Raw genomic sequence first — 12,216 nt, 5'->3', positions numbered from 1 at the left:
TCGAAGTGGGAGAAGGACCGGCGCCTCCGATGGCGGGTAACGGGCCCGCTGTCCGGGGAAGTTCCGTCCAAGGGTTCCCCTGCCGGTACTATGACCGGCGCGTGCTGGACGAGCACTCTAAGGGGCGCGTAGGCGACGCATGGAGTATCGCAAATGGTACTCCCCGATGCCGAGGCCTCCCAAGCGGAACGGACGGGATGAAAAGTCGCCGGACGGGCGGTCTTCGGATCGCACCATTACTACCCCAAAGACGCGCTTCGATGACCGCCCGTCTTCCCAACCGTTCAATGGCCAGACTCAGATGAGGGCGTGGCAAGGGGAAGGCGCGAAGCGGTTCCTGGAGGTTCGGTCTCAAAGTAACAATTCGACCTTGCCGAAGCGCGGCTTTTGACGGACAACGTTGACGTAAAGGTAATAGCGATTTGCCCGGCTCGTGAGGCCGTTGGAATTGGGAGGTTTCATATGGCATTGGATGCGGACGCCATCGTCGTCGGTGCGGGGCTTGCGGGACTGGTCGCGGCAACGGAACTCGCCGACGCCGGCAAGCGGGTGATCATACTCGATCAGGAACCGGAGCAGACCCTCGGTGGACAGGCGTGGCGATCCTTCGGCGGGCTGTTCTTCGTCGATTCCCCCGAGCAGCGCCGTCTGCGCATCAAGGATTCACGCGAACTTGCCCTGCAGGACTGGATGGGCTCAGCTGGTTTCGACCGCACTGAGGATCATTGGCCGCGGCAATGGGCTGAAGCCTATATCGATTTTGCCTACGGCGAGAAACGTGCCTGGCTGCACGCACAGGGCATGCGCTGGTTCCCCGTAGTCGGCTGGGCCGAGCGCGGCGGCTCGCTCGCGACCGGTCATGGCAATTCTGTGCCGCGCTTCCATATCACCTGGGGGACAGGGACCGGTGTGGTCGAGCCGTTCATTCGCCGCGCCCGCGAAGCCGAGCAAAAGGGGCTGATTTCATTCCGCTTCCGTCACCGGGTGACGGCGCTTGTAACCAGTGCCGGGCATATCGATGGGGTCGAGGGCGAGGTTCTCGTTCCAAGCGATGTTGGGCGCAGCGAACCGAGCTCTCGTATCGTTGCGGGCAGCTTTGCCCTGAAAGCGCAGGCTGTCATTGTGGCGAGCGGCGGCATTGGCGGCAATCACGACCTGGTGCGCAAGAACTGGCCGCAGCGGCTCGGGACGCCGAAACATCTGATTAGCGGCGTTCCGGACCATGTCGATGGCCTGATGCTCGGCGTTGCCGAGCGTGCCGGCGCGCACCTGATCAACAGCGATCGCATGTGGCATTACGTGGAGGGCGTGCACAATTGGGATCCGATCTGGACCAAGCATGCGATCCGCATCCTGCCTGGGCCGTCGTCGCTTTGGTTCGATGCGCAGGGAAACCGCCTGCCACCGCCGTGCCTGCCTGGCTTTGACACGCTGTCGACGCTCGATCGCGTCATGAAGTCGGGCTACGACTATTCCTGGTTCGTGCTCAACCAGACCATCGTCAAGAAGGAATTCACGCTGTCGGGTTCGGAACAGAACCCCGACTTCACATCCAAAAGCTGGCGGCAGGTGGCAAAACGTGCCCTGAGCGGTGTTCCCGCACCGGTGCAGGCGTTCCTCGACAATGGCGAAGATTTCATCGTCGAAAAGGAATTGTCCGATCTGGTGCGGCGCATGAATGCATTGACCGGTGATAATCTGATTACGGAGGCTGGGCTGCGGGCGCAGATCGAGGCGCGGGACCGCGAGGTCGACAATCCCTACAGCAAGGACGCGCAGATCACTGCGATACGCGGCGCGCGCAACTATATTGGCGACAGGCTGGTCCGGGTGGTGCCGCCGCACCGGATACTCGACCCGAAACATGGGCCATTGATCGCGGTACGGCTCAACATTCTGACGCGCAAATCACTTGGCGGTATCGAGACGGACCTCAGTGCGCGCGCGCTGAAAGCCGATGGCGAGCCGCTGCCCGGCGTCTACGCTTCCGGTGAGGCGGCGGGTTTCGGCGGCGGGGGGATGCATGGCTACAACTCGCTGGAGGGAACGTTCCTTGGAGGCTGCATCTTTTCAGGCAGGACCGCGGGCAGGGCGGCAGCGAAGGCCGTCTGAACCGCTATCAGGCCGGTTTGATCAGGCGCACCGGCGCGGGCCGTTGGTTGAGCTTCGTGTTCTCGGCGACCTCGCGGCCGAAATTGATCGCCCAGTCGGCGAGGGTCTGGAGGCTCGGCAGCAGACTTTCGCCGAGACCGGTCAGTGCATATTCCACCCGCGGCGGTACAGTCGGATAGACGGTGCGCTCGACGAGTCCCGCCGTTTCGAAATTCCGCAGGTGCTTGGCGAACTCCTTCGGCGTTATATCGCCGAGGCGGCGCTGCAGTTCGGCTTAGCGCGCCGGTCCAGACGCGCTCTGCAGCGCAAAGAATATCGGGACAGTCCATTTGGCGGCGATCAGATCCAGTGTTTCGCGGATCAGGACCGGGCATTGGCCGAAGCAAAGCTCCTTTTCGCCGGGCGCCTGACTATGCATCTGGATAGCTCCTATGCTTGCGGTGCGTTCTTGCGGGATCGCTACCATACGGCCAAATCTCGGGTTCAACGAAACCTGGAGGTTGATATGGAAACGATCGCTTCATTCGACAAGTCCCACTATCTGGCAGTGCCGCCGGAGCATTTCCTGTTCGGCGCCGGACAGGACCTGCGCGACCGGACCCTGTTCGAATCCGCTTTCTCCGAGCATGCGACGCTTGATTTCACCGCCGTGGCCAAAAAGCTCGGTGTCACCATACCGGTGTTCGAGGGCCGCCAGGCGATCACCGATATCATCCTGCAGACCACCAGCAGGCTCGATACGACCCACTCCATCGCCAATCCGCGGGTTACTGAATACGATCGAGAGCACGCGAGACTGTTCGCCATGATCGAGGTGCAACATCTGCCGCACGGCGACCACAGCCGTCATCTGCTGCTGAAGAACATCCTTGATGTGAAGCTTTCGAAATCCGGAGACGCCTGGGTCATCGACCGTATGAAATTCGACAATGCCTGGCTCGCGGGCAATCCCGCCGTCCTGTTTGAGGACGGCGCATCATGAGCGCTGGCCGCGGATCATCATGTCGAACTGGACAACGTTGGAATAGATCGGCGTTCCGACATCCATGCCGTAGCGTGAGCGCATCACCTTGCCCTGGACACGAAAGGTGATTGAGTTCTTGCCATGATCCGCCAGGTTTGCCTGAAAGTTCGCGGGGCTGCTCTTGCCGCGTGCCGTCAGAATCCCCGCCACTTCGGCAGTGTCAGCACTGGTCTGCTTAATCTGTGTCGACTTGAATGTGATGGTCGGGAAATTGGCCGAGTCGAAGACCGCGTCGGAACGCAGGAAACTTTCGACGCGTGCCTGACCGGTCGAGACACTTTCCGGATAGAGCGTGAAGCTGATGGTCGACCGGCTTATGTCCGAACTGTTGAGGGAGAATACGCCCGAGAATTTCTTGAAATTGCCGGCGATGCCGCCACCACCAACCTGCGTCACCGTGAACCCAACCCGGGACGAAGGTTGGATATTGTAGCGCCCGGAGACGTCGGACAGCGTATCCGCTCGGGCGGTCATCGGGGAGAACGCAAGCAAGGCTGCGAGCCCTGCAGGGATGAGTGTCGAGAACAGCATATCGGTAGTCTTCATGATGTTGATCCTGTCAGTTGACGTTCCTGCCGGTCTTGGCGGCACTCGGGCTCAGCATGCGCATCAGGATGGTATCGCGCTTCCAAAAATGATGATGCAGCGCCGCAAGGATGTGGCCCGCGGCAACGACGGCGGAAAGATAGGCCAGCCAGGCGTGGCTGGCCGCCCAGAACGCCTCCGCGGCGTCGGATATCGTGATCGGCAATTGCGGGATCACGACGAGATTGAACATGAAAGTCGGTATCTGCAGCGGCGAACTCGAAGCGACGGCCCAGCCGGTCAACGGCACGATGAACAGACTGAGGTAGAGGATGACATGCGCGGCATGGGCTGCCACGCGTTCAAGCGAGTTCATATGCTCAGGATCTCGGGGACGCGGATTTGCCAGTTTCCAGAGGAGGCGAAGGGCGGAAAGGCCGAGAACGAGGAAGCCGAAGGATTTATGCCACTGATAGAGGCTGAACTGCAGGGTGAAATCGCTGACCCTGACCATCAGATAGCCCAGTGCAATCTGCCCGAGAAAAATCAGCCCGATGACCCAGTGAAACAGGATCGATACCAAGCCAAAAGAATCCCTGCTGTTCCGCAGCATCGACGCACTCCATTGCGCGGCCGAACCCGATACGCAGGTTGGGGCCTAGAGCCAGGTAAACACCGCTGGTCCGTATTCTATTCGGACCTGTCTGCTTTTTAATCTGGCCTTGCGCTCAGGAAGCGCTGTGCCGCGTAAAGGGAAATCGCCGCTGCGTTCGATACATTCAGTGATTTGATGGCGCCGGGCATATCGAGCCGGGCGAGGTGGGTCACGGTCTCACGCGTCTTCTGGCGCAGCCCCTTGCCTTCGGCGCCAAGAACAAGGGCAATACGGCCCTCAGACATTGTTTTCTCGAGCTCCTGCGGTCCTTCCGAATCGAGACCGATGGTTGTGAATCCGAGTTCGTGCAACTCGCCAATCGCATCAGCAAGGTTACGCACCTCGATATGGGGGATGAGCTCAAGCGCACCGGACGCGGCCTTTGCCAGAACACCGGATTCCTGCGGGCTGTGACGTGCCGTGGTGATTATCGCGCCAGCACCAAAAGCAACGGCGGAGCGCATGATGGCGCCGACATTATGCGGATCGGTCACCTGGTCCAGAATCAGCAGTAGCGGACTGTCTTGAAGGGCTTTGAGCGATTGTGCCTTCAAGGGCTTGGCCTCGATCATAACCCCCTGATGCACTGCTTCAGAACCGGTTTCGCGGTCGATGGCGCGAGGCTCGACAATTTCGACATCGAAGGGCAGGGCGTTCGAATCGGTAATCTCCAGCCGGTCGAGCGCGTTTTTCGTCACCAGCATCCGCTTGATCTGGCGTTCAGGATTGTCCAGCGCAGCGCGCACTGTGTGCAGACCATAGAGCCGCACAAGGCCTTCCGGCGCCTGTGTACCTCCCACAGCCGGGCGCGAAGCCCGTTGGGCTTGCGGCGCACCACCGGCCATCTGGTCGCGGAACTGGCGGCGCAGCGTCGCGTAATGTGAATCTTTGGGCGTACGGGAGGGTTTTTGATCGGTCATGGCGCGTGATATACTCTGATCCTGGATAAGACGATACAGATATAATTGTCGAAAACGCTGGTCCTGACTGCTTTGCCGTCACATTTCTTTAGCCTATTTCCACAAGCAATTCATTTTCTGAAGGGAAGTGTTGACACCACGCGGGCTAGTCGGCATAAGGCCCTCCGCAAGCAGCAGCCAGGATGGATGTCCGGCAGGCTTTTTGCAGAGTGCCATATGGTGCGGTTCCATCGGCAGTGACCGGAGGGGTGCCCGAGTGGTTAAAGGGGACGGACTGTAAATCCGTTAGCTTGGCTTACGTTGGTTCGAATCCAACCCCCTCCACCACTGCCGGAACCGAACGCCATGATGTGCGGGTATAGCTCAGTGGTAGAGCAGCAGCCTTCCAAGCTGAATATGCGGGTTCGATTCCCGCTACCCGCTCCAGATTTGCAAGGGCACCGCGTGCACGCCATCGTGTGCAGGGGTGCTCTTCGATATTGTCTTGAGCATTGTACGTCGCTCATGTGTTTCCCATATGAACGAGCAAGCTTAGGCAATGCAACCCGGTCGATCGTTTTCGATTGAGCGGGTGACTGTGCTGACGGACGGCTTGCTGTCTCGTCTGAGCTACAAACATGGTACCGGCGCAAGGCCGGTTGTGATGACGAGAGAACGACAGCTATGGCTAAGAGCAAGTTTGAACGTAACAAGCCGCACGTCAACATTGGCACGATTGGTCACGTTGACCATGGCAAGACGTCGTTGACGGCAGCGATTACGAAGTATTTTGGCGAGTACAAGGCGTACGACCAGATCGACGCGGCACCGGAAGAAAAGGCGCGCGGCATCACGATCTCGACGGCACACGTTGAGTATGAGACGCCAGCGCGTCACTATGCGCACGTCGATTGCCCCGGCCACGCCGACTATGTGAAGAACATGATCACCGGTGCAGCGCAGATGGACGGCGCGATCCTGGTTGTCTCGGCTGCCGACGGCCCGATGCCGCAGACCCGCGAGCACATCCTGCTTGCCCGTCAGGTTGGCGTTCCGGCGATCGTCGTGTTCCTGAATAAGGTTGACCAGGTTGACGATGCCGAGCTTCTCGAGCTGGTTGAATTGGAAGTGCGCGAGCTTCTGTCGAAGTACGATTTCCCGGGCGACGACATTCCGATCGTCAAGGGTTCGGCTTTGGCTGCGCTGGAAGATTCCAACAAGGAAATCGGCGAAGACGCTGTTCGTGCGCTGATGGCGGAAGTCGACAAGTACATTCCGACGCCAGAGCGTCCGATCGACCAGCCGTTCCTGATGCCGATCGAAGACGTATTCTCGATCTCCGGCCGTGGTACGGTTGTGACGGGCCGCGTTGAGCGCGGGATCGTCAAGGTTGGTGAAGAAGTCGAGATCATCGGCATCAAGCCGACGACGAAGACGACGGTGACCGGCGTTGAAATGTTCCGCAAGCTCTTGGACCAGGGCCAGGCTGGCGACAACATCGGTGCGCTGATCCGCGGCGTTGGCCGTGAAGACGTCGAGCGCGGCCAGATCCTTGCCAAGCCCGGTTCGGTCAAGCCGCACACCAAGTTCAAGGCAGAAGCCTATATCCTGACGAAGGATGAAGGTGGCCGTCACACGCCATTCTTCTCCAACTACCGTCCGCAGTTCTACTTCCGCACGACCGACGTGACGGGTGTTGTGACGCTGCCGGAAGGCACGGAAATGGTCATGCCCGGCGACAACATCGCAGTTGATGTGACGCTGATCGTGCCGATCGCGATGGAAGAGAAGCTGCGCTTCGCTATCCGTGAAGGTGGCCGCACCGTCGGTGCCGGCATCGTATCGTCGATCATTGAGTAAAATTCGTCGAGAGACCTGAAATACGAAAAGGCGGCCGGATTGGCCGCTTTTTTGTATTGCCGGACTAGTTCTCGGGCCGATCGAAATATCTGTGGCAAACGCCGGGTTTCTGCGGATAAATAGCTTCGGACGGAGCGTGGGATGGCGTTCCTGTCCGTAAGACAATGGCTGTCCGCAGATATTGGGATCTTGGTGTGACGTTGCGTTTTGCTCTGTTTTGGCTTTGCCTATCGGTTCTCCTTGTTAACAGCACTGGCGATGCGAACGCGGTCGGTCCAGTGACAACGCCTGGAAGTACCAGCGCTCCTTACGTGCCGCCACGATTGCCGACCCTTCGCCATATGGGCTGCGGCATCACAACCTGTCCCTACGCCCCTGCCAGACTGCCCGAGTTGCCTGACATGACACCGGTCGCGACGGTGCCGAAGCCTGCTGTCGTGCCACCAAAACAGTTTGAAGCCTACACGCCTCCAGACCCGGCCATGCGCTTCGCTATTGTTCGTAATGCCAGCCCGAGTTGCGAGCCGCTTTGTCCTGAATGGATATCGGCATCAGGCACGATCATGGCAAATTCGCCATCGAAACTGCGCAAGGTTCTCAAGCAGCTGCGCGGCAGAAAACTGCCCATCGTGATTGATTCGAACGGCGGTGACTTGGACGCTGCGATGGCAATGGGCCGAATCATTAGAAAGAACAAGTTGAATGTTTCGGTTGGAAGCACCAGCTTCACGCCGTGTCACCCGGACCAGAAGGGCTGCAAATCACCCTACCAGGACGGTGCCTTTGCCGGTTACTCCTATCCGGGGTTTGCTAATTGCCTATCTGCGTGTCCCTTCATACTTGCAGCGGGGACGAAGAGGTCGGTCAGCCTGTGGTCACAGGTCGGTATCCATCAGATTACGACGACCGTCACGACAATCATGACGAAGTACGAGACGACCTATCGTATGGTGAAAGGCAAGCGAAAAACCGTCAATACGAGGGTGCTCAATCGCAAGGCCACCGGCAGCTACACCACGACCAAGTTGAGCAAGTCGCAGCGTAGGCAAATCGACAGCTATTTCTCGCAGATGGGAGTCAATAAAACTCTGGTGGAGCGGATGCTGGCCGTTCCCGCGACCGATATTGTGATTCTGGCGGCAGATGAACTCGAGAGATACGGATTGGCCACGGAGCGTGGCGATCTTGCCGCAATCGGTAACTGCGGACAGCCTTCCCCTTTCGAAAATTGTGTTCGGACCCAGCTTAAGAAGGTACAATAGGGGCGCATGCGGGCATTAGCTCCGCCAGAACGATCGCGAGCGTTGTAATTCCTGCAAAAGCAATGCCGATAGGGCTTGAAATAGTAGCGGCTTTGTGGAATGTACGCCCCGAACGTAGGGGAGTAGCTCAGTTGGTAGAGCGGCGGTCTCCAAAACCGTAGGTCGCAGGTTCGAACCCTGTCTCCCCTGCCAACGCATAGTCTGCCGGTACACGATTGGATGGTGTGCTGTGCAGATGTTTGGAAAGAAACGAATCCGGGGCCTTGTGTTTTTCCGGAATCGGTTCTATGTAACATCAACAGACACGCGGTGCGTGGAGCTGAACGGTCAGCTTTACGGGCCGTAATGGTGTGGACAGATGGTGTTGTGACAATTGCAACACAGCATGTTTACAGCAACATGACACGCACGAGCGGTAAATGGCATCCAAAACGAATCCAATAACTTTTTTTCAGCAAGTGCGCGCTGAAACCGCAAAGGTCACATGGCCTTCGCGTCGCGAAACGCTCATTTCCACCGCAATGGTGATGGTGATGGCGTTTTTTGCTGCGATCTTTTTTTTCGCAGCTGATCAGTTGATGGCGTACGGGATCGATCTCGTTCTCGGTCTTGGTCGTTAACGCAGGCTGACAAGAAAATCGGGATTGGGAATCAATAATGACCGCGCGCTGGTATATCGTTCACGCCTATTCGAATTTTGAGAAGAAGGTCGCGGAGTCGATCGAAGAAAAGGCAAGACAGAAGGGTCTGTCTCACCTTTTCGAGAAGATCCTCGTGCCGACCGAGAAGGTCGTCGAAGTGCGTCGCGGCCGCAAGGTCGATGCAGAGCGCAAGTTCTTCCCGGGTTATGTCCTGGTTCGCGCTGATCTGACGGATGATGCGTATCATCTGATCAAGAACACACCGAAGGTGACCGGCTTTCTTGGTTCGGACAACAAGCCGATTGCCATCTCGGACAAGGAAGCTGATCGCATCCTGACCCAGGTCCAGGAAGGTGTAGAGCGTCCGAAGGCCTCGATCTCGTTCGAGATCGGCGAGAGTGTTCGCGTTGCCGATGGACCGTTCGCTTCGTTTAACGGCACCGTTCAGGAAGTCGACGAAGAGCGTTCGCGCCTCAAAGTGGAAGTTTCGATTTTCGGCCGCGCTACGCCGGTCGATCTGGAATTTGGTCAGGTCGAAAAAGTCTGATCATTTGGCAGCTCCCTGAGCCGCCTTTGCCGCGTCTGCGGCAAGCGTGGTGGGAGGCGAGGCGGTCTTAGCCGGACCATCAAGCCGCACCACCAAACTGCAACCGCCGGTTCGCCCGGTACAATGAAAAGCCGCCGGATTTCCGGCACGGTGTAAAAAGGCAGAAGTTATGGCTAAGAAAGTAGCAGGCCAGCTCAAGCTGCAGGTTTCGGCAGGATCGGCAACGCCATCCCCGCCGATCGGACCGGCACTTGGTCAGCGTGGCATCAACATCATGGAATTCTGCAAGGCCTTCAATGCGGCTACGCAGGAACTGGAAAAGGGTTCGCCCATTCCGGTCGTTATTACCTATTATCAGGACAAGTCCTTCACCTTTGCGATGAAGACGCCGCCGGTGTCTTACTTCCTCAAGAAGGCTGCCAACCTGAAGTCCGGCTCGAAGGAGCCAGGCAAGGTCGTTGCCGGCAAGATCTCGCGTGACAAGGTCCGTGAAATCGCTGAAGCAAAGATGAAAGACCTGAATGCAGCGGACGTTGAAGCCGCCATGCGCATGGTCGAAGGTTCTGCCCGTTCGATGGGCCTGGAAGTGGTGGGCTAAGACGATGGCAAAACTTTCAAAGCGTGTAGCGAAGGTTCGTGAAGGCGTTGACCGTAACAAGCTCTATGACCTGACCTCGGCTATTGCCATGGTCAAGGAGCGTGCGGTTGCCAAGTTCGACGAGACAATCGAAGTTGCAATGAATCTCGGCGTTGATCCTCGCCATGCGGACCAGATGGTGCGCGGCGTGGTCAATCTGCCGAACGGTACCGGCCGTACAGTTCGGGTCGCCGTATTCGCTCGTGGTCCGAAGGCTGATGAAGCCAAGGCTGCCGGTGCAGATATCGTCGGTGCGGAAGACCTGTTCGAGATCGTCAATGGCGGCAAGATCGATTTCGATCGCTGCATTGCAACCCCGGACATGATGCCTCTCGTTGGCCGTCTCGGTAAGGTTCTCGGACCTCGCGGCATGATGCCGAACCCGAAGGTTGGTACGGTTACGGCTGACGTCACTGCCGCCGTCAAGGCTTCCAAAGGCGGTGCTGTCGAGTTCCGCGTCGAGAAGGCCGGTATTGTTCACGCTGGCGTTGGCAAGGCATCGTTCGATGCCAAGGCGCTGGAAGAGAACATCAAGGCATTCGCCGATGCAGTCACCAAGGCAAAGCCAACTGGCGCCAAGGGTGAATACGTCAAGCGCGTCGCGATTTCTTCGACGATGGGCGCTGGCGTCAAGATCGATCCGTCAACTGTACGTTCTGCGTAAGTTGATTGAGGTCTCAAACCTAACTGTTTGAGATCAAAAGAATTCCAGGCCCTTCGGGGCCTGGATAACCGGATGAAAGTCCGGTTATCCTGTCCGAGATTGCGGGTGGTTCGCCTTAATATCGCAAGAACCCGCATGAGACGTGGAACAACCAGGTTTTAAGGGCATCGCCCGATGAACAAGGTTCGAACCGTAGTTGCCTTTCGCGTTAGCCGGTTTCGGCGAAGCAAGGGGGACAGGATCCTCAAGTGCTGTGTGGTTCCGGTTTTCGAATTGGCCCCTTGCAGCAAAAGGCAACCCGGCAGGAGCGCAATCATGCGTTTCTGTCAAATGGAGAGAGACAGTGGAAAAAGCGGAAAAGCGCGAATTCGTCGCGTGGCTGAATGGGGTCTTCAAGGACTCTGGTTCAGTTGTCGTGGCCCACTATACCGGTCTCACCGTTGCGCAGCTGAGCGACCTTCGCTCCAAGATGCGTGATGCTGGTGGCACCGTTAAAGTCGCGAAGAACCGCCTTGCCAAGATCGCTCTTCAGGGCACGGATTCGGAAGGCATCGCTGACCTGTTCACAGGTCAGACACTCGTTGCTTATTCCAACGATCCGATTACGGCACCAAAGATCGCCATCGAATTTGCCAAGGGTAACGAAAAGCTCGTCATCCTCGGTGGCTCGATGGGAGCAACAACTCTCGACCCGGAAGGTGTAAAGGCTCTGGCCGCACTTCCATCACTCGACGAGTTGCGCGCAAAGCTGGTTGGTATGATCCAGACACCGGCTACCCGCATCGCTCAGATCGTCAACGCACCGGCAGGTCAGCTTGCCCGCGTTTTCGGCGCCTATGCCCGGAAGGACGAAGCGGCATAAGGCCGTTCTCGCTGTCACAATATATCGAACCTTGTAAAGGAATATCAAAATGACTGATCTCGCAAAGATCGTAGACGACCTGTCCAACCTGACCGTTCTCGAAGCTGCTGAACTTTCGAAGCTTCTTGAAGAGAAGTGGGGCGTTTCTGCCGCTGCTCCGGTTGCTGTTGCTGCTGCCGCTGGCGGTGGTGCAGCTGTTGCCGCAGTTGAAGAAAAGACTGAATTCGACGTCGTTCTGACCGAAGCCGGCGCTAACAAGATCAACGTGATCAAGGAAGTCCGCGCAATCACCGGTCTTGGCCTCAAGGAAGCCAAGGACCTCGTTGAAGCCGCTCCTAAGGCTGTCAAGGAAGGCGCTGCTAAGGACGAAGCTGACAAGATCAAGGCACAGCTCGAAGCTGCTGGCGCCAAGGTCGAACTCAAGTAAGTCTTGCGTTATTGGCGGGCAGGGCGACCTGTCCGCCAACTCTTCCCCTTCGGGGGTTCCGGTACTGAACCCTTTTCCTGACGGCAATCTGGATGCTTTCA

The 12,216-nt window shown here is 57.9% G+C and carries 14 protein-coding genes and 3 tRNA genes; 13 read left to right on the top strand and 4 right to left on the bottom strand.

The genetic code is table 11. The features are described from left to right. Positions 1 to 462: 462 nt before the first annotated feature. On the top strand, positions 463 to 2,112 hold the full coding sequence (locus tag CU102_RS09170) for an FAD-binding dehydrogenase (RefSeq protein WP_106710770.1): 1,650 nt from the start codon (positions 463 to 465) through the stop codon (positions 2,110 to 2,112). Positions 2,113 to 2,119: 7 nt separating this feature from the next. Here the strand turns inward: CU102_RS09170 and CU102_RS31105 are convergent, their stop codons facing one another. After that, a complete protein-coding gene (locus CU102_RS31105; RefSeq protein ID WP_425351536.1) occupies positions 2,120 to 2,332 on the bottom strand; it encodes a winged helix-turn-helix transcriptional regulator in 213 nt (70 codons plus the stop codon). Positions 2,333 to 2,524: 192 nt separating this feature from the next. Here CU102_RS31105 and CU102_RS31100 point away from each other — a divergent pair, with 192 nt between their 5' ends. Continuing rightward, on the top strand, positions 2,525 to 3,094 hold the full coding sequence (locus CU102_RS31100) for a nuclear transport factor 2 family protein (RefSeq protein WP_425351535.1): 570 nt from the start codon (positions 2,525 to 2,527) through the stop codon (positions 3,092 to 3,094). Here CU102_RS31100 and CU102_RS09155 read toward each other — a convergent pair. From CU102_RS09155 to rlmB, 3 genes are all read right to left on the bottom strand, one after another. Continuing rightward, positions 3,089 to 3,682: a YceI family protein gene (locus CU102_RS09155; RefSeq protein WP_208113796.1), complete on the bottom strand. Its 594-nt coding sequence runs from the start codon at positions 3,680 to 3,682 to the stop codon at positions 3,089 to 3,091. The two genes, CU102_RS31100 and CU102_RS09155, sit on opposite strands and share 6 nt — an antisense overlap. Positions 3,683 to 3,695: 13 nt before the next feature. After that, positions 3,696 to 4,274: a cytochrome b gene (locus CU102_RS09150; RefSeq protein ID WP_106710767.1), complete on the bottom strand. Its 579-nt coding sequence runs from the start codon at positions 4,272 to 4,274 to the stop codon at positions 3,696 to 3,698. 98 nt (positions 4,275 to 4,372) lie between these two features. Then, complete coding sequence (gene rlmB / locus CU102_RS09145) at positions 4,373 to 5,236, bottom strand: 23S rRNA (guanosine(2251)-2'-O)-methyltransferase RlmB (RefSeq protein ID WP_106710766.1); 864 nt, start codon at positions 5,234 to 5,236, stop codon at positions 4,373 to 4,375. A gap of 242 nt (positions 5,237 to 5,478) precedes the next feature. Here rlmB and CU102_RS09140 point away from each other — a divergent pair. From CU102_RS09140 to rplL, 11 genes are all read left to right on the top strand, one after another. Next, positions 5,479 to 5,563 (top strand) — tRNA-Tyr (locus tag CU102_RS09140). Positions 5,564 to 5,588: 25 nt separating this feature from the next. Next, positions 5,589 to 5,662: transfer RNA gene (locus CU102_RS09135), tRNA-Gly, on the top strand. Between the two features lie 237 nt (positions 5,663 to 5,899). After that, on the top strand, positions 5,900 to 7,075 hold the full coding sequence (gene tuf / locus CU102_RS09130; protein WP_106710755.1) for an elongation factor Tu: 1,176 nt from the start codon (positions 5,900 to 5,902) through the stop codon (positions 7,073 to 7,075). Positions 7,076 to 7,239: 164 nt separating this feature from the next. Next, positions 7,240 to 8,337 (top strand): COG3904 family protein, encoded by a 1,098-nt coding sequence (locus tag CU102_RS09125; protein WP_133624419.1) that lies wholly within the window; start codon positions 7,240 to 7,242, stop codon positions 8,335 to 8,337. Positions 8,338 to 8,453: 116 nt separating this feature from the next. Beyond that, a tRNA-Trp gene (locus CU102_RS09120) sits at positions 8,454 to 8,529 on the top strand. Positions 8,530 to 8,756: 227 nt separating this feature from the next. Then, positions 8,757 to 8,957, top strand: coding sequence for a preprotein translocase subunit SecE (gene secE, locus CU102_RS09115; RefSeq protein ID WP_099999177.1), 201 nt, complete (start codon positions 8,757 to 8,759; stop codon positions 8,955 to 8,957). Between the two features lie 37 nt (positions 8,958 to 8,994). Next, on the top strand, positions 8,995 to 9,525 hold the full coding sequence (gene nusG / locus CU102_RS09110) for a transcription termination/antitermination protein NusG (protein WP_106710764.1): 531 nt from the start codon (positions 8,995 to 8,997) through the stop codon (positions 9,523 to 9,525). Between the two features lie 169 nt (positions 9,526 to 9,694). Continuing rightward, positions 9,695 to 10,123, top strand: coding sequence for a 50S ribosomal protein L11 (gene rplK / locus CU102_RS09105; RefSeq protein ID WP_106663205.1), 429 nt, complete (start codon positions 9,695 to 9,697; stop codon positions 10,121 to 10,123). 4 nt (positions 10,124 to 10,127) lie between these two features. Further along, a complete protein-coding gene (rplA, locus tag CU102_RS09100; protein WP_106710763.1) occupies positions 10,128 to 10,826 on the top strand; it encodes a 50S ribosomal protein L1 in 699 nt (232 codons plus the stop codon). A gap of 343 nt (positions 10,827 to 11,169) precedes the next feature. Beyond that, entirely contained in the window at positions 11,170 to 11,688 is a 519-nt protein-coding gene (rplJ, locus tag CU102_RS09095; protein WP_106710762.1) for a 50S ribosomal protein L10, read from the top strand. A 49-nt stretch (positions 11,689 to 11,737) separates the two neighbouring features. Then, entirely contained in the window at positions 11,738 to 12,115 is a 378-nt protein-coding gene (gene rplL, locus CU102_RS09090; RefSeq protein ID WP_106710761.1) for a 50S ribosomal protein L7/L12, read from the top strand. Positions 12,116 to 12,216 lie beyond the last annotated feature (101 nt).

It is taken from the genome of Phyllobacterium brassicacearum, assembly GCF_003010955.1.
Taxonomy (GTDB): Bacteria; Pseudomonadota; Alphaproteobacteria; order Rhizobiales; family Rhizobiaceae; genus Phyllobacterium; species Phyllobacterium brassicacearum.
This window is presented reverse-complemented; position numbering and strand designations above follow the sequence as displayed.